Origin of the sequence: Streptomyces flaveus, from assembly GCF_014647675.1 — a bacterium.
GTDB classification, from domain to species: Bacteria; Actinomycetota; Actinomycetes; order Streptomycetales; family Streptomycetaceae; genus Streptomyces; species Streptomyces flaveus.
In genome coordinates this window covers 1-16,818 of sequence record NZ_BMPQ01000003.1, presented here as the reverse complement: position 1 = coordinate 16,818, position 16,818 = coordinate 1, and the positions used below count along the sequence as shown (strand labels likewise).

Annotated in this window: 16 protein-coding genes; 9 read left to right on the top strand and 7 right to left on the bottom strand. The window is 69.7% G+C overall.

The genetic code is table 11. The features are described 5' to 3' along the window. Positions 1-42: 42 nt before the first annotated feature. Positions 43-1,212, bottom strand: a complete 1,170-nt coding sequence (locus IEZ21_RS06780) for a steroid 3-ketoacyl-CoA thiolase (protein ID WP_189320974.1) — start codon at positions 1,210-1,212, stop codon at positions 43-45. A gap of 309 nt (positions 1,213-1,521) precedes the next feature. Here IEZ21_RS06780 and IEZ21_RS06775 point away from each other — a divergent pair, with 309 nt between their 5' ends. The 5 genes from IEZ21_RS06775 to IEZ21_RS06755 all read left to right on the top strand — a co-directional run bounded on the left by IEZ21_RS06775 (position 1,522) and on the right by IEZ21_RS06755 (position 6,345). After that, entirely contained in the window at positions 1,522-2,757 is a 1,236-nt protein-coding gene (locus tag IEZ21_RS06775) for a cytochrome P450 (RefSeq protein ID WP_189320973.1), read from the top strand. Positions 2,758-3,265: 508 nt separating this feature from the next. Next, positions 3,266-3,688 carry a hypothetical protein gene (locus IEZ21_RS06770; protein ID WP_246567343.1) on the top strand — a complete coding sequence of 141 codons (423 nt, stop codon included), beginning with the start codon at positions 3,266-3,268 and terminating at the stop codon, positions 3,686-3,688. Between the two features lie 58 nt (positions 3,689-3,746). Then, a complete protein-coding gene (locus IEZ21_RS06765; protein ID WP_189320971.1) occupies positions 3,747-4,211 on the top strand; it encodes a hypothetical protein in 465 nt (154 codons plus the stop codon). A gap of 133 nt (positions 4,212-4,344) precedes the next feature. After that, entirely contained in the window at positions 4,345-4,518 is a 174-nt protein-coding gene (locus IEZ21_RS06760) for a hypothetical protein (protein ID WP_189320970.1), read from the top strand. A 174-nt stretch (positions 4,519-4,692) separates the two neighbouring features. Further along, positions 4,693-6,345, top strand: coding sequence for a DUF8823 domain-containing protein (locus tag IEZ21_RS06755; protein WP_373302198.1), 1,653 nt, complete (start codon positions 4,693-4,695; stop codon positions 6,343-6,345). Here the strand turns inward: IEZ21_RS06755 and IEZ21_RS06750 are convergent. After that, positions 6,299-8,350 (bottom strand): bifunctional glycosyltransferase 87/phosphatase PAP2 family protein, encoded by a 2,052-nt coding sequence (locus IEZ21_RS06750; RefSeq protein ID WP_189320968.1) that lies wholly within the window; start codon positions 8,348-8,350, stop codon positions 6,299-6,301. The genes IEZ21_RS06755 and IEZ21_RS06750 overlap by 47 nt on opposite strands. Positions 8,351-8,651: 301 nt before the next feature. On the opposite strand from IEZ21_RS06750, the gene IEZ21_RS06745 reads away from it, so the two are divergent. Beyond that, a complete protein-coding gene (locus IEZ21_RS06745) occupies positions 8,652-9,323 on the top strand; it encodes an O-methyltransferase (RefSeq protein WP_189320967.1) in 672 nt (223 codons plus the stop codon). A gap of 252 nt (positions 9,324-9,575) precedes the next feature. Here IEZ21_RS06745 and IEZ21_RS06740 read toward each other — a convergent pair whose 3' ends face one another. Further along, on the bottom strand, positions 9,576-9,971 hold the full coding sequence (locus IEZ21_RS06740) for a hypothetical protein (RefSeq protein ID WP_033320636.1): 396 nt from the start codon (positions 9,969-9,971) through the stop codon (positions 9,576-9,578). Positions 9,972-10,096: 125 nt separating this feature from the next. Between IEZ21_RS06740 and IEZ21_RS06735 the strand changes: the two genes are divergently transcribed. Continuing rightward, positions 10,097-10,510 carry a DnaJ family domain-containing protein gene (locus IEZ21_RS06735; protein WP_189320966.1) on the top strand — a complete coding sequence of 138 codons (414 nt, stop codon included), beginning with the start codon at positions 10,097-10,099 and terminating at the stop codon, positions 10,508-10,510. A gap of 67 nt (positions 10,511-10,577) precedes the next feature. Here IEZ21_RS06735 and IEZ21_RS47410 read toward each other — a convergent pair whose 3' ends face one another. Both IEZ21_RS47410 and IEZ21_RS06725 read right to left on the bottom strand, forming a co-directional pair. Continuing rightward, on the bottom strand, positions 10,578-10,973 hold the full coding sequence (locus IEZ21_RS47410; protein WP_373302182.1) for a hypothetical protein: 396 nt from the start codon (positions 10,971-10,973) through the stop codon (positions 10,578-10,580). 5 nt (positions 10,974-10,978) lie between these two features. After that, positions 10,979-11,659: a hypothetical protein gene (locus tag IEZ21_RS06725; protein WP_189320964.1), complete on the bottom strand. Its 681-nt coding sequence runs from the start codon at positions 11,657-11,659 to the stop codon at positions 10,979-10,981. 144 nt (positions 11,660-11,803) lie between these two features. Between IEZ21_RS06725 and IEZ21_RS06720 the strand changes: the two genes are divergently transcribed. Beyond that, positions 11,804-12,334, top strand: coding sequence for a GNAT family N-acetyltransferase (locus tag IEZ21_RS06720; RefSeq protein ID WP_189320963.1), 531 nt, complete (start codon positions 11,804-11,806; stop codon positions 12,332-12,334). On the opposite strand, the gene IEZ21_RS06715 is transcribed toward IEZ21_RS06720, so the two are convergent. Then, the gene (locus IEZ21_RS06715) at positions 12,331-14,433 is read right to left on the bottom strand and encodes an MDR family MFS transporter (protein ID WP_189320962.1); all 2,103 of its coding nucleotides are present in this window, start codon (positions 14,431-14,433) and stop codon (positions 12,331-12,333) included. The genes IEZ21_RS06720 and IEZ21_RS06715 overlap by 4 nt on opposite strands. Positions 14,434-14,610: 177 nt before the next feature. On the opposite strand from IEZ21_RS06715, the gene IEZ21_RS06710 reads away from it, so the two are divergent. Then, the gene (locus tag IEZ21_RS06710) at positions 14,611-16,053 is read left to right on the top strand and encodes a peptidoglycan-binding domain-containing protein (RefSeq protein WP_189320961.1); all 1,443 of its coding nucleotides are present in this window, start codon (positions 14,611-14,613) and stop codon (positions 16,051-16,053) included. A gap of 119 nt (positions 16,054-16,172) precedes the next feature. On the opposite strand, the gene IEZ21_RS06705 is transcribed toward IEZ21_RS06710, so the two are convergent. After that, positions 16,173-16,616, bottom strand: coding sequence for a GNAT family N-acetyltransferase (locus IEZ21_RS06705; RefSeq protein ID WP_189320960.1), 444 nt, complete (start codon positions 16,614-16,616; stop codon positions 16,173-16,175). Positions 16,617-16,818: the final 202 nt, after the last annotated feature.

Below are 16,818 nucleotides of genomic sequence, written 5' to 3'. Positions count from 1 at the left end.
ACTGTGGCGGCGGCCTTCGATCCCTGGGCCGCCGCCTTCCCTCTACAGCCGCTGGATGATCGTCCCCGTCGCCAGCGCCCCACCCGCGCACATGGTGACGAGCGCGAACTCCTTGTCCCTGCGCTCCAGTTCATGCAGCGCGGTCGTCAGGAGCCGCGCCCCCGTCGCACCCACCGGATGCCCCAGCGCAATCGCGCCACCATTCACGTTCACCTTCTCCAGGTCCTGCTCGAAGACCTGCGCCCAGCTCAACACCACTGAAGCGAACGCCTCGTTGATCTCGACGACGTCGATGTCCTTCAGCGACATGCCCGCCTTGCCGAGCACGGCCCGCGTCGCGTCGATCGGCCCGTCCAGGTGGAAGTGCGGGTCCGAGCCCACCAGCGCCTGGGCGACGATCCGTGCCCGTGGCCGGAGTTTCAGCGCCCGCGCCATCCGCTTGGACGCCCACATCAGGGCCGAGGCGCCGTCGGAGATCTGCGACGAGTTCCCCGCCGTATGGACCGCCGTCGGCATGACCGGCTTCAGGCCGGCCAGCGCCTCCATGGACGTGTCCCGCAAGCCCTCGTCCCGGTCGACGAGCCGCCACATGCCCTGACCGGCCCGCTGCTCGTCCTCCGTGGTCGGGACCTGAACGGCGAACGTCTCCCGCTTGAAGCGTTCCTCGGACCAGGCGTTCGCGGCGCGCTCCTGCGAGATCAGGCCCAGCGCGTCCACGTTCTCGCGCGTCAGCCCACGGTGACGAGCGATCCGCTCCGCCGCCTCGAACTGGTTCGGGAGGTCTACGTTCCACTCGTCGGGCGTCGGCTTTCCGGGCCCGTGCTTGGAGGCCGAGCCGAGCGGCACCCGGGACATGGCCTCGACGCCGCAGCTGATGCCGACGTCCACGACCCCGGCCGCGATCATGTTGGCGACCATGTGCGAGGCCTGCTGCGAGGAGCCGCACTGGGCGTTCACGGTCGTCGCGGCCGTCTCGTAGGGCAGGCCCATGGCGAGCCACGCGGTACGGGCGGGGTTGCCCGACTGTTCGCCGGCGTGGGTGACGGCGCCGCCGACGATCTGCTCTACGCAGTCGGCGGGGATGTTCGTACGGCCCAGCAGTTCACGGTAGGTCTCGCCCAGGAGATAGGCGGGATGCAGATTGGCGAGCGCGCCACCGCGCCTGCCGATCGGAGTGCGTACGGCTTCGACGATGACGGGTTCCGCGACCATGCTCTCGCCCCTTCCTCGCGCCGAACTAGAACGCGTACTAGTTCTTAGTGCAGTCTGCTGACCGGACACCCGGCACCGCAAGGGTCTTGCACGCTCCGAAGTCGCGATCTGCACGAACTCCGCACGCAATTAGCCCTGTCGCGCCTCTTGCTACTTCTAGAACCCGTTACTACCTTCACGGCAATTCACAGTTCCTGATGGACCGTCAGAACCTCGATCGCCCCCGAGCGCTTCCGACCCTCCAGAGCTCCAGACCGCCAACGATTCCGACCTCCAGAACCCGACCGTCGTACGACTTCGGAGTTGCCGATGCCCTGTCCAGCGCTGCCCGACGGGTTCGATTTCACCGATCCCGATCTGCTGCACCACCGCGTGCCTCTCCCTGAGTTCGCCGAGCTGCGTCAGGCCGAACCGGTCCACTGGATCCCCCAGCAGCCCGGTATCGCGGGCTTCGAGGACGAGGGTTACTGGGCCGTCACGCGGCATGCGGACGTCAAATACGTCTCCACGCACCCCGAGCTGTTCTCCTCCTGGCTCAACACCGCGATCATCCGCTTCAACGAGCACATCCCGCGCGACGCCATCGAGGTCCAGCGGCTGATCCTGCTCAACATGGACCCGCCCGAGCACACCCGCGTCCGCGGCATCGTGCAGCGCGGCTTCACCCCGCGTGCGATCCGCGCGCTGGAGGACACGCTGCGCCGGCGCGCCCACTCGATCGTCCAGGAGGCCGTCGCACAGACCGGCCCCTTCGACTTCGTCACCCAGGTCGCCTGCGAACTGCCGCTCCAGGCGATAGCCGAGCTCATCGGCATCCCGCAGGAGGACCGCCTCAAGATCTTCGACTGGTCCAACAAGATGATCTCGTACGACGACCCGGAGTACGCGATCACCGAGGAGGTCGGCCAGGAGTCGGCCACCGAACTCATCTCGTACGCCATGAACATGGCCGCCGACCGCAAACAGTGCCCCGCCAAGGACATCGTGACGCGGCTGGTGGCGGCCGAGGACGAGGGCAACCTCACCTCGGACGAGTTCGGCTTCTTCGTCCTCATGCTGGCCGTCGCGGGCAACGAGACGACCCGTAACGCGATCACGCACGGCATGCACGCGCTGCTCACCCACCCCGACCAGTGGGATCTCTACAAGAGGGAACGCCCCTCGACCACGGCCGAGGAGCTGGTCCGCTGGGCGACCCCCGTCGTCTCCTTCCAGCGCACCGCGACCCAGGACACCGAACTGGGCGGCCAGCTGATCAAGAAGGGCGACCGCGTAGGCATCTTCTACTCCTCCGCGAACAACGACCCCACCGTCTTCGACTCCCCCGAAGTCCTCGACATCACCCGCGACCCGAACCCCCACCTCGGCTTCGGCGGCGGAGGCCCGCACTACTGCCTCGGCAAGTCCCTGGCCACCCTAGAGATGGACCTCATCTTCAACGCCATCGCCGACGCCATGCCCGGCCTCCGCCTCGTCGGCGACCCACGCCGGCTGCGCTCGGCCTGGCTGAACGGCGTCAAGGAGCTCCAGGTCAGCGCCAGTTGACCCACGCAGTAGACCCCATCAGGTCCCGCAGATCAGGAGGCGGGGGCATCCCCCCTACGCCCCGCCCCCGCCTCCTGCCACCGCGCCGGCGAAGGCAGTCGGCTCCGGCGGTGCGAGAGGAATAAACACGCCAATTGACCGGTAACCGTCGAGCCTTTGTCTGAACAAATGCCCGTTGCCGCGATCCGGCTCATTCCGTGACCGGAGTCACGGACTCACGTTGAGTGGTGGAGATCGCAGGGAGAAGACGTGACAGAAGTTCACATCTTCGCCTGTTGATCAATACACATCGCTACGGCTCGCGCGGCGAGCTTTACAGCTCGCTGCCGGTTGACTGGTATACACCTTTTCCTTCGGGGCCAACCTGTGCGTAAGTTGTGGCTGCCTCGCCCGCGGGACCTCACGCGCTCTGCGTGCAGCGGGCGGGTGAGCCCGGTTCGCCGGGCTGTTCAGTCATCCATGTGCAGACACCAGGGGGATACCTATGTCCATCTTCAGGAGATCGACCATGTGTGCGACCGTCGCGGCGGTCGCGATGGCGGCCTTAGGGCTGGCCGCCCCGCAGGCGTCGGCCGCCTCGGAGGCAGCTGCCGCCACTGTGTGCGGCTCCGGGTACACGCTGAAGAAGGCGATTCCTCTGCCGGTCGGGACTGCTCCCGCAGAGCGCCTGGCCACCCTCTTCGCCTATGAGAACGGCGGAAAGGGCTGCGCCATCCTCGACAACAACGCGGGGAACTCGGAGTACATGTACCTCAAGGTCTGCAAGGTGGACGGCACCGGCTGCGACACCGACTCGGGCAACTTCAGCGAGTACGCGGGCCCTGTGTACGCCTCAAGCTTCGCCTGCGCACCGGTGACCGCCAAGATGGGGCAGACGTCCGGCAGCCTCTACATCGACTACAAGTCCAGCCGTGTGTTCCCCTGTGGCTGACGGTACGTCCGGCCGGTCCCGGAACCGGAAGTCCGTACGTTCTCTGTTCCTCGCCCTGGTGACCGCACCACTCGTCCTGACGGCCTGCGGATTCCAGGACGAAGGGGTGGCGGAGAGCAGGTCCACGGCAGATGCTGCGGCTCCCGCGGACGGCGAATCCGCCGGGCCCAGCAAAACCGACGTCCCCGAGGCCGAGGACTTCGACTTCGGCCCTCCGGCGGCCACGGCGCACAACGGAGAGGTCGTCGCCTACGTGCCGCGCCTGGACAACCGCCGCGTGGTCGTGCCTCTCACGATGCACAACACAGGCGAAAAGCGTGCATCTTACACGGTCACGGTTACGGCCGACAGAGGCGAGAGGGGTGCTCCGGTGACGGTGACGAAGAAGGCCCTCAACGTGGCCTCCGGCACGACCTGGCCGACCAAGGCCGACATCAGCGCTCCCGGGGTCTGGGTCCCCGAGGACACGAAGATCAGCCTGACGGTGACCAAGGACAACTACCCCTTGGGCGACTCTCGCTGACCGGCCGGCGGCCTTCCGACGGCTCGCTTCGCCGAGAACATGACGCCGTAGCGCGCGTACGCACGCCGTAAAACCGCACACGACCGGGGCCGCCGCACGGCGGCTCCGGTACCGCACTGAAAGGGAATCATCCATGGGGTCCGGCGCAGGCGTCATCATCGCGATGCCGCTGTTCCTCTATCTCGCTCTGATGACGCTGCTCTGCGTCAAAGTCGGTGACAAGACGTCATGGAAGGTGGGCTGGCTGATGGCCGCGGGCTCCGTCTTCATGCCGCTCGCCTTGTTCGTCGCCTTCCTGGTCCCTTGAACCTCACCGGTGATTCGGGGTACCGGCTGGTGACCACGGTTGGGATGAGTCGTTGCACGGCTCGTGAGTCCCCGGCGCCCGTATCGCAGTGACCCAGTGAACGTTTCCGTGCCGCTCGACGTCTTCGCACGTGACACAGCACAGACACAGCCTCGACGACTTCGAACGGAAACGCTGACCGTGGGCTCTGCCGCCGAGCTGTCCTCCGCCCGTCCGGTCGAACCGGCTGCCGGTACGCGGAAGGAGCCGTTCCGGGAGTTCAAAGGGTTCTGCCGGCGGCATCGTGTGCCGCTGCTCGCCACGCTCCCGACCGTTCCGCTGTACGGGCTGTGGTTCGCGTTTCTCGCCACCGGTGGCGGGGATCTCGCGGCGCAGCAGGCGTGGGCCCAGTTCGTGTCGCGGCACGGAGACTCGGCGTACAGCCTCTTCTGGTACGGCGGGATGCACACCGCCAACTACAGCCTGATCTCGCCGTACCTGATGGCCACCTTCGGTGTGCGCACGGTCACGGTCGTCGCCGGGCTGCTCGCGACCTGGCTGGCCGCGGTGCTGCTCGTGCGTACGGGAATCCGCCGTCCCCTCGGCCCCGCGCTCCTCGCGTCGCTCGCGCTGTGGTGCAACGTCGCGTCCGGCCGTACGACCTTCGCGCTCGGCGTCGCCTTCGGGATCGCGGCCCTGGTGCCGCTCACGCGGGAGCGGCGGCTGCCGCTGGCGGTGGCGTACGCGGCGCTTGCGACCATGGCGAGCCCGGTGGCCGGACTGTTCCTGGTGGTGGCGGGGGCCGGTTACGTCCTCGTACGGGACTGGGGGCGGGCCGCCGCTCTCATCGTGCCGCCGTTCGTGGTGGTCGCGGTGACCACGTTGCTGTTCCCGTTCAAGGGCGAGCAGTTGATGCCCGCTGCCCGGATCTGGCCGCCCGTCCTGTTCGGTGTCGTACTGCTGGTCTTCGCTCCGCGCCGCTGGTGGGTGCTGCGGTGGGGCGCTCTGGTGTACGCGGCCGGGACGGTGCTGACGTATCTCATCCCCTCGCCGATCGGCACGAACGTGGAGCGGCTGGCCGAGCTGTTCGCGCCCACCGCCCTGCTCGCCGCGCTGCTCGCGCAGAAGGGGCAGAAGGGGCCGAGATACAGGCGTCTCGCCCTCACCGCGACGCTGGTCTTCTCCGTAGCCTGGGTGGGCACGAAGACCGTCGACGATCTGCGGATCTCCACCAAGGTGCCCGCCTGGGCCGCCGACACGCGCGGTGTCGTCCGCGCCCTGGACCGGCTCGGCGCCGAGCGCACCCGGGTCGAGGTGGTCCCGGCCCGCAACCACCGCGAGGCCACCGCGCTCGCCCCGCATGTGAACCTCGCCCGCGGCTGGAACCGGCAGCTGGACATCGAGCGCGGGCGGCTCTTCTACGACGGAACGTTCTCGGAGTCGACGTACCGGGCCTGGCTGGACCGTTGGGCCGTCGGCTTCGTCGTGCTGCCCGCCGGGAAGCCGGACGGCTTCGCCGAGGACGAGGCGCGCCTGGTCAGGAGCCGGCCCGCCTGGCTGGAGCCGGTCTGGCAGGACGCGCACTGGCAGGTGTACCGGGTGCGCGACGCGGTGCCCCTGGTGACGTCGCCCGGCTCCGTCGTACGGGCCTCCAGCGCCGAGGTCGTCGTACGGATGCCGAAGCCAGGCTCGGTCACCGTGCGCGTCGCCTACTCGCCGTGGCTGTACGCCGAGGGCGGCTGCCTCAAGAAGCGGGGCGAGTTCACGCGGCTGACGGTGACCGAACCGGGCGTGTACCGGATCAGCTCGGGGTACGGTCCTTCGCCTGGTCCGGCTCCTCGATGCTGACCTCGGCGGGCTTGCCGCGCGAGCTGCCCCGGGGCCCCTGGAGCAGGTAGGTCAGCGCGAAGCCGGTGCCGACGACGGCCGCGCCGCCCGCCGCGTCCAGCACCCAGTGGTTGGCGGTCGCCACGATCGCCGAGACCGTGAACAGCGGATGCAGGAGACCGAGTGCCTTCATCCACCACTTCGGCGCGAGGATCGCGATCACCAGACCGCACCACAGCGACCAGCCGAAGTGCAGCGAGGGCATCGCCGCGTACTGGTTCGTCAGCGCGGTCAGCGTCCCGTAGTCCGGCTGGGAGAAGTCCTGCACGCCGTGCACGGTGTCGATGTAGCCGAGGCCCGGCATCAGGCGCGGCGGGGCCAGCGGGTAGAGCCAGAAGCCGAGCAGCGCGAGGATCGTGGCGAAACCGAGCGCCGAGCGGGCCCAGCGGTACTCGGCGGGGCGGCGCACGTAGAGGACGCCGAGGACGCTGAGCGGCACCACGAAGTGGAACGACGTGTAGTAGAAGTCGAAGAAGGCGCGCAGCCAGTCGACGTTCACCACCGCGTGGTTGACCCAGTGCTCGACGTCCAGGAACAGGAACTTCTCGATCGCCAGGATCTGCTCGCCGTGCTGCTCGGCGGTGGCCCGGGCCGCCTCGTTGGAGCCGCCGTGCGCCTCCAGCCTGACCTGCTGGTACGCGGAGTAGCCGACGCGGATCAGCAGCAGTTCGAGGAGCAGGTTCGGGCGGGAGAGGACCCGGCGCAGGAACGGCAGCAGGGGTACGAATTTCCAGCGGGCCTCGACCGGTGGCGCGTACTGCGTGGGGATCGGGACCTGGTAGTGCGGCGAGGTGCGGGACAGGAACGGAACCACGCAGGCGGCGCTGAGCGCGGCGAGCAGGACGACGTTGTCACGCAGCGGATGGAGCACCGGCATGTTCGGCAGCATCATCTTCGCCGGGAGCGTCATCACCAGGACGACGGCGACCGGCCATACGTACCGGTCCGAGGCCTTCTTGCCGACCCGGCCGACCAGCGCGAGCAGCACCCACAGCAGCTGGTGCTGCCAGGTGGTGGGCGACACCACGATCGCCACGCAGCCGGTCACCGCGACGGCGAGCAGCAGCTGCCCGTCGCGCGCGTAGCGCACGGCACGGCGCAGGCCGAGGACCGCGACGGCCGCGCCGAGGAGCAGGAAGAGCGCGATCTCCAGGGGCCCGGTCAGGCCGAACCGCAGCAGCGCGCCGTGCAGCGACTGGTTGGCGAGGTCGTCGGCGGGCCGGCCGAGGCCGACTCCGGCCAGGTGGTTCACCCAGTACGTGTACGAGTCGTGCGGCATCGCCGCCCAGGCCAGCGCCGTGGTCGCGGCGAAGGTGACGCCGGTGGAGAGCGCGGCCCGGCGGCGGCCGGTGAACCACAGCAGCGGGGCGAAGAGCAGCACGGTCGGCTGGAGGGCCGCGGCGACGCCGATCAGCAGCCCGCTGGTCCGCTCCCCCCGGACCGCGAAGCAGCCGAGCAGCACCAACAGCACGGGGATGATGCTGGTCTGGCCCAGATACAGCGTGTTGCGCACCGGCAGGGACAGCATCAGCAGGCTGATCGCCACGGGCGCGGCGAGCAGGGCCGTGCGTCTGCTCACGGGCTGCGGCAGGGCACGGGCCGCGACCAGGCCGAGCGCGACGACCAGCAGCAGGGTGCCGAAGGTCCAGCCCCAGCCGAGGGCCTCCTCGGCCGCGCGCGTGAGCGGTTTGAGGACGAGTCCGCCGAACGGCGTGCCCGTGAAGCGCGTCGAGTCGTACAAGGATCCGTTCACATGCAGCACGCCGCCCGGGCCCACCCAGGTCTCCAGATCCGTCAGGCGTTCCCCCTTCGGCGTGCTCAGGACGACGGCGACCTGCCGTACCGCCAGTACGGCGGCTACCAGCCACAGGGCTGCGCGCACCATGCCCAGCCGTGCCTTCGCCGTGCCCGCGGTTCCCGCCGCGAAGGCCTCACCTGGTCGCCCGCCGTGCTCCACATTCGCCACGCCCCGTCGGCCCTCCCGCCCCGTTGGTCACCCGTGTCCCGTGGGTGTCAGCTGTTCGTTTTCACTGCGCGAACTCTATGAGGCTCGCACTACCCCCGCGGAGAGACGCAGGCAACCCCTGCTTTACCTGACGTCCTTCCATCTTTTGTCCGGAAGAGGGTGTGACGCGACCGGAGGTTGCGGTGGCGTCCCGGCGGATTACGCGACCCTGCGTCACAGCCGGGCGGATCCGGTGGTGGCGGGCTATATTCGACGGAGAACTAGTTAGCTCCTCTAACTAGGCAGACGAAAGGCATGGTGCATGACCGAGCCACGACTGTGGAACGACGTGGACGACTACTTCACCGCTCTCCTCGCTCCGCCCGACGACGCCCTGTCCGCCGCGCTGCGCGACAGCGACGCCGCCGGGCTGCCGCACATCAACGTCGCCCCGACCCACGGCAAGCTGCTGCACCTGCTCGCCGTGATCCAGGGCGCCCGACGCATCCTGGAGATCGGCACCCTCGGCGGCTACAGCACCATCTGGCTGGGCCGCGCCCTCCCGGCTGACGGGCGCCTGATCAGCCTCGAGTACGCCGAGAAGCACGCGGAGGTGGCCCGCCGCAACCTCGCCCGGGCCGGCCTCGACAAGATCACCGAGGTACGGGTGGGCCCCGCCCTGGACTCGCTGGCGGAACTGGCCGACGAGCGCCCCGATCCCTTCGACCTGGTCTTCATCGACGCGGACAAGGTGAACAACCCGCACTACGTCGAGTGGGCCGTCAAACTCACCCGTCCCGGCAGCCTGATCGTCCTCGACAATGTCGTACGCGGCGGCGCCGTCACCGACGCCACCGGCGACGACCCGAACATCCGAGGCACCCGCGCGGCCCTCGAACTCTTCGCCTCCCACCCGAAGCTGGACGCCACGGCGATCCAGACGGTGGGAGTGAAGGGGTACGACGGGTTTGCGCTGGCGCGCGTACTGCCGTAAACCGCCCGCCAGCCGCCCGGACCTACGCCGCCTGGCCTGAGGGGTCCTTGCACTATGCCCGCCCGGGTCGCGCGGCCTGGCACCGCACCTCGCCGCGTTGCCGAAAAGCCCTAGTAGCTCCTCCCCCACTCTCGGCTTCGCTCGAGCGGGGGGACCCCCATCGAGGGCTCTCCGGCGCCTTGCGATGCACGGCACCAGACCACGCGACCTGATCGGGCGCTCATAGTGCAAGGACCCCTTACGCGCCCGGCCTCAGGCCTCGTGGTAGAAGCCCACGTTCACGCTGCGCGGGGCGGTGCGGTCCTGGATGACCAGTTCACCGGAACCGTTCCGGGGCAGCTTCGCCGTCCCGCCGTACGGCAGGGGCTGCGGGGTCCCGCCGACCAGCACGAGCCGCACCTCGGAGGAGGGGTCGGCGTGCGAGCCCCGCAGCCACGTCACCTGCCACGTCCCGTCGGGCCCGCACAGGAACTCCAGGTGCACCCGCGAGACGAACAGCCAGTCGTCGGGCGTCGCGAGGCGGCAGAAGCCCCGGTCCCGCCCCACCCGCAACACGGCCCCCGGTTCGCTGGGCGAGTCGGCCATCTGCATCCCTGCCGTGGCGCCCGCGTCCGCCTCCGACACCGTGGCCATGGTGAGCTCGAGCACGTGCGCTCCTTCGGTTCCCGCAATCCAATGGTTCGGCGCCGGAGCATGGTGGCGCACCGGCGACGATGTATCGCGGCCGAATGATAGATCGCCCGGGTGACATGCTGTCCGGCACACTGGGCTACATGACCGAGCGAAAACCTCCCGGTGTCAGCTTCGAGTCCTGGATCGACAAGCAGATCCGCGAGGCGGAGGCGCGTGGGGAGTTCGATCAACTCCCTGGTGCGGGGAAGCCGCTGCCTGCCGCCAGCGACACCACGTACGACGAACTGTGGTGGATCAAGCAGAAGATGGCCCGCGAGGGGCTGTCCGTGCTCCCGCCGACGCTGGCGTTGCGCAAGGAGGCGGAGGACGAGCTCGCGCGGGCGTTGGACGCCCCTTCGGAGCGAGTGGTTCGGGAGATCATCACGGCGATCAACGTGAAGATCCGTGACGTGATGTTCAAGCCGCCGCCGGGGCCGCCGCTGGGCCTGAAGCCGTACGACGTGGAGGAGATCGTACGGGACTGGCGCGAGCGGCGTGGGCGGCACGAGGACTGACGCGCACAACCCTCGTACGCAGACTGTGCTGCGTACGAGGGTTGCTTGCTGTGCTGTGTACGGGAGTTCAGATACGCAGGAGGCGTTCCGCGAGCTCCCGGTAGTCGCGCAGGGCGAGCCGTAGTTGCTCGGTGTCGGCCTTCTCGTCGCCGGTGGTCTGCCAGGACGTGCGCAGGGTGCGGCGGCGCTGGGTGACGGCGTCCGTGAAGCGGGCCGTGACCTCCTCCAGTACCTGGTCCGCTTCTTCGAGGGACTCCCGCGGGCCGTCGACGAAGCCGGAGACCGCGTGCTGCAAGCGCAGGGTCCACTTGTCGGCCTCGTCGTGGGACATCAGTCGGCCGCCGGAGCCGCCGATCGTCTTGCCGGTGTCGACCGTCTTGCCGGAGCCGATCGTCGTGTCGGGACCGACCGTGCTCTCACGCTCCGGCTGCTTCGCCGGCAGACCGGCCATGTTGCCTGTCATACGTCTCAACTCCCCTTTGCGTGACGCCTGTTGAACGCCCATGGCGTGTGCAGGCGTTCGCCGAGGCGGTTGGAGCGGGCGGGGGCGGGCTCGTCGGCCGCGCCACGGTGCCGCGTCGTGTCCTCGCGGCCCGGTGTCACCAGGTCCTCGAAGAGGGCGCGGGCCTCGATCATGGCTTCGCGGAGTTCCTCCGTACCGGTGCGGCTCTCGTCGCCGTCGGCGAGGGGCGCGTGTGCGGCCCGGTGGATGCGCCGGTAGCCGTGGACGTGGGGTGCGTGGTGCACGGAGAGAGCGGCGAGCTGCTCGTCGTAGCGGTCGCCGTCGGGGAAACCGCGGGCGCCGGCCAGTTCGCCGAGCAGCCGGTCCGCCTCGGCCACGGCCTCCCGCGGCGAGTCGACGAACCGCTCCTGGGCGGCGGCCCAGCGCGCCTCGTACCGCTCCCGCGCCGCGGGCTCCAGCGGCTGACTGCGCAGCGAACCGTGCCGCTTCACACGATCCGCCAAGTCGCGTTCGGCGGCCTTGGCGTCGCCGTCGTGCTGGGCTACGGTCCGGTCGTACTCGGGCCCGAAGCGCCGCCGCAGGTTACGCCCGCCGCCGCCCGCTCCACGGGACATGGCAAGCCAGACGGCCGCGCCGATGATGATCGCCGCGACCACGATCAGAACGATGATCACGCCTGTGGACATGGAATACCTTCCGGTTACGGCCCGTTGGGGCCGGCTCCCTGACCGAGTTGCCCTCAGAACGCCGCCCAAACGACTCTGCCGCGGGCCGAGGGCTCCGGTAATTGGCTTGCGGACGGCGGACCGTACGTACCGACAATGCCCGCCATGACCACTCGTACCGAGACGTCCTGGAGCGTCGCCCCCGAGCCCTTCGACTCACCCGCCGCGGCTGCCCTCTGGCGGGCGTACTACACGGAGGTCAGCGACCGCTGGTATCTGCTCCACGAGGGGCACGCCACCGACCCGGCCGAGCTGGAGCGCGAGATCGCCGCCGGGACCGGGGCCGAACTCGCCCCGCCCACCGGTGTGTTACTGCTCGCGCGCTACGACGGCGAGCCGGCCGGCACGGTGGGCGTGCGCCTGCTCATGCGCGAAGGAACCTCCGTCGCGGGCACGGGCGAACTCAAGCGGATGTTCGTACGGAAGGAAATGCGCGGCAAGGGCGGCGGCTCCGTACTCCTCGAGGCAGCCGAGGAGGCTGCGCGCGGGCTCGGCGTGGAACGTCTCGTGCTCGACACCCGCAACGACCTCGTCGAGGCCCGCGCGATGTACGCGCGGCACGGATACGTGGAGATCGAGCGGTACAACGACGAGGAGTACGCCGAGCATTGGTTCGCCAAAGGGTTGGTTGGTTAGACCGCCCTGCCCAGCGCCCTCGGCGCCCCCCGCTCGTGTGGGCGTTCCGCGTCCGAGCCGCACATCTCCGCGTTCAGTTCCTTGATGAGCTGGGCCAGGTCGGTGGGGCGGTCCGGGGTCCACCAGTCGCCCAGCAGTTCGGCGAGGGATTCCTCGCGGGCCTTGGCGAGTTGGTCGGCGACCTCCCGGCCCTCGGCGGTGAGGACGAGGTCGAGGCCCTCGCGCAGGGCCAGGCGGCGTTCCTCGACCTGGCGGGACGCCTCCATGATGACGTGCAGCGGGACGGCGCTGTGTTCGGCGAGGACGGCGGGCTCGGCCCAGCCGTAGCGCCGGATGCGCAGCAGCAGCCAACTCGCCGCGGGCAGCAGGTCGTAGCCGGCGCGGGCGGTGATCTTCTCGTAGATCGCGCGCCGCCCCTCGCGCGTGCCGAGCACGGACAGCGCACGGCAGACCTCGTCGTACGAGGAGCGCTCCACCGGATTGCTGGCCAGCGTCTCCGTGGCGTCGGGCACCGTCACCGAGCCCCGCAACTTGTCCTCGCGCAGGAACCAGGCCAGTACGAAGCCGAGTACGGCGACGGGAGCCGCGTACAGGAAGACGTCCGTGATCGCCGAGGCGTACGACTGCACGGCCGACAGGCGCAGTGCGGAAGGGAGTTCGGCGATGCCGCGCGGGTCGCTCTCGAGGGCGTCCGGGGTGATGCCGGGCGGCAGCGGCTGCCCGGCGAGCGCGGTCGTCAGCTTGTCGGCGAGGCGGCTCGCGAAGATCGTGCCGAAGATGGCGACGCCGAACGCGGCGCCGATGGAGCGGAAGAAGGTGGCGCCGGAGGTGGCGACGCCGAGATCCTCGTACGAGACGGCGTTCTGCACGATCAGCACCAGGACCTGCATGACCAGGCCGAGACCCAGGCCGAACACGGCGAAGTACGCGCTCATCTCGAACGTGGAGCTGTTCTCGTCGAGTTGGTGGAGCAGCAGCAGGCCGACCGTGGTGACGCCCGTGCCCGCGACCGGGAACACCTTCCAGCGGCCGGTACGGCTGACGATCTGGCCGGACGCCGTCGAGGCGAGCAGCAGACCGGCCACCATCGGCAGCATGTGCACGCCCGACATGGTGGGCGAGACGCCCTGGACGACCTGCAGGAACGTCGGCAGGTACGTCAGCGCGCCGAACATCGCGAAGCCCACGATCAGGCTGATCACGGCGGAGAGGGTGAAGGTGCGGATACGGAAGAGCTTCAGGGGGAGTACGGGCTCGGCGGCCCTCCGTTCGACGGACACGAAGGCCACGGCCAGCACGAGGGCGAGCGCCGCGAGGCCGATGATCTGCGGCGAGGCCCAGCCCCAGGTGGTTCCGCCGAGCGAGGCGACGAGGACGAGGCAGGCGGCGACGGCCGCGATCAGGAACGTACCGAGATAGTCGATCGTGTGCCGCGTCGTCCGGACCGGGATGCGCAGGACGGTGGCGATGACGGCGAGCGCGACCACGCCGACGGGAAGGTTGACGTAGAAGACCCAGCGCCAGCTCAGATGCTCGGTGAACAGCCCGCCGAGCAGCGGGCCGAGCACACTGGTCGCGCCGAAGACGGCACCGAACAGGCCCTGGTACTTGCCCCGTTCGCGGGGCGGAACGAGGTCGCCGACGATCGCCATCGACAGCACCATCAACCCGCCGCCGCCCAGGCCCTGGAGCGCCCGGAAGCCGATCAACTGGGGCATGTTCTGCGCCATTCCGCAGAGCGCCGAGCCGATGAGAAAGATCACAATCGCCGTCTGGAACAGCTTCTTGCGTCCGTACTGGTCACCGAGCTTGCCCCAGAGCGGGGTGGCGGCGGTGGCCGCGAGCAGATACGCCGTGACCACCCAGGACAGATGGTCCAGGCCGCCGAGTTCGCTGACGATGGTCGGCAGCGCCGTCGACACGATCGTCTGGTCCAGCGCCGCGAGCAGCATGCCCAGCAGCAGGGCGCCGATCGAGACAAGGACGCCGCCCCGTACGTATTCCTCACCGGGGGCGCCGCGTGTGTGGTCACGGGGCGGTGGCAGGTGGCCCCCGTCCGCCGTCTCGTGGGCGTTCGTGCGGTGCGCTTCCTCGGCCATGCAGACCTCCCGGCCGCGAGGGTCCCCTGGGCCCCCGTCGTCCTTGCATTCTGGTCGGAGTGACCGGTTATGGCCTGTTGAATCCGCAGAGGAGTTCGAGATTCCGGCGGTAACTGGGAGATGGTGTGGAGGAGGTCTGCATAATCGCTGAAGTTCGTTTTGGGGAGGGATCCATACGTGAGTGACCGGAGCGTGCACGTCTGCCCGGAGTGCGGGACACCGCGTGAGCCGGGAGGTGCGCCGTCGTGCGCGTGTGCGCAACGGGCGGCGGACGAACTGCTGGAGACCCGCTACGCGGAGACTGCCGCGGCGGAGGACTTCGATCCGTTGCGGATACGGCCCTATGTGGATCTGGAGGCGATCGAGGTCGAGGTCGACGCCGAGGAGGGCTCGGCGGCGGGGGCTTGGGCGGGCTCAGGCTCGGGAGCGAGCTCGGGTTCGGGGGCGGGGTCGGGCATGGGGCCGCCGGAATCGTTAAGCGAGCCCGGGTCCTCGGCGGCCGGCGATGTGCTGGACGGGGCCGGGGCCTCCCGGGCGGCTGACCCGCTGGTCGAGCACACGTCCTCGGGGGCGGCTGACCCGTTCGTCGAGCACAACTCCCCGGCGTCGGGCGACCCGCTGGTCGAGCCCGGTGAGCCGGGCCCGCCCGCGGCCCCGCCGTGGCCGTCCGAGACGCCCGCGGGGCAGCATTCGCCCGAGCCGCTCGCAGGGGAGCAGTGGTCCGAGCCTCCGTCGGTACCGAGCTCGCCTCCGGCGGCTCAGGCCCCGACTTCGGGTGGCCAGGCCCCGACTTCGAGGGGCCGAGTTCCGTCTTCGGGGACCCAGGTCCCGTCTTCAGCGGCTCAGGGCGCGTCAGCGGCGGCCCAAGCTCCCTCGGCCTACGACGCCCCGACGACCGACCTCCATCTGACGGACCTCCACCGGTTCGGAGCGCAGGCCCCCGGCCCGGACCCGGTTACCGGCCCTCTGCCCCTGCCCGAGCCCGAGCAGCCCGCTCGCAGGGGCGGCCGTCGGCGTCGGCTCGCCTTCGTCGGTACCGCGGTCGGCGTCGTGGTGATGACCGCCGCCGGGTTCGCGAGCGGGCTGTTCTCGTACGACACGCCGTCGCGGGACAGCGCGGGCCCTCCGGGCGACATGCGCGCGAGCATCCCGGACGCGGTCTCGCCGGAGCCGCCGTCACCGTCCCCGTCGAAGACGACACCGCCGGCCCAGCCACCCCCGTCGACCCCACCGACCGAGCCGTCCGAACCAGCCACCCCGAGCACGTCCCCGCCGACCCAGGAGCCGACGGACCGGACCACCCCGCCCCGCGAGACCCCCTCGACCCGCCCACCGTCGACCAAGCCCCCCGCCGACTCGGCACCCCCCGACTCCGGCGGAGGCGGCGAGCGCAGCAACCAGCAGGTCCTACGCCCCGGCGACTCCGGCGACGACGTCACGGAACTCCAACTGCGCCTACGCCAGCTCTTCCTCTACGCAGGCCCCACCACGGGCACGTACGACGACCAGACGGAAAACTCCGTACGGAGCTTCCAGGGTTCCCGAAACGTCGACGACGAACTGGGCATCTACGGCGAACCGACGCGAGAAAGCCTGGAGTCGGAGACGGACGAACCGTAACGAGGGTGTGAGCGAATACGGTTTGGACGTGCCGGCCTTGCCGGGGCTCTCCTGGTGGGACGTCAGTGGGCAGCGGCGCGGATGAAGAACGAGTTCGACATGAACACCCGCTGCCCTCTTCAGGTTCCGAGGGAGCCCGCACCCGGCCGTCGCACCATGTAGACGTCGATCGGGTCCTGAACCTCCGCGGTGAACCCGTGGCGCTCGTACAGCCGCCGGGCAGCGCTGCCCTGCAGGACGTTCAGGCGGACGAGCACGCCGTCGGCATCGGTCCGCTTCAGCAGTGTCCTCAGGACAGCCGATCCGAGCCCCCGGCCCTGCAGGCCCGGAGCGAGATAGAAATGCTCCAGCCACCGCCCGTCCTCGGCCGGGCGCACAGTGACGCAGCCCGCGAAGGCGCCATCGGCCACGATGACCGACGTGTGCTGCGCGGAGAAAGAATCCCGCAGCCGCTGCCGGACCCGATGCTCGTCGAACCGTCCCAACCGCTCCAGGTCCGGGCGCATCACCGTTGCCCGCAGCTCCGCGATCGCCTCGACATCTGTCGGCTCCGCGGGACGCATGGCCCATTCCATGGGACAGCCCGACTCGGTCCCCGGCGCCGGTCGGCCCGGCCGTATCCCGTCCGCCATCGCACTCGTATCCACGGCCGGAGTATCTCAACGGTCCGCTTTGAATCCTCCCCTCCCTGAAGGGGGAGGGGATTCCTGGCTCAGGCCGCCTCCTGGAGCAGCGCTCCAGGAGGTCTTGTGCCCTCGGCACCAG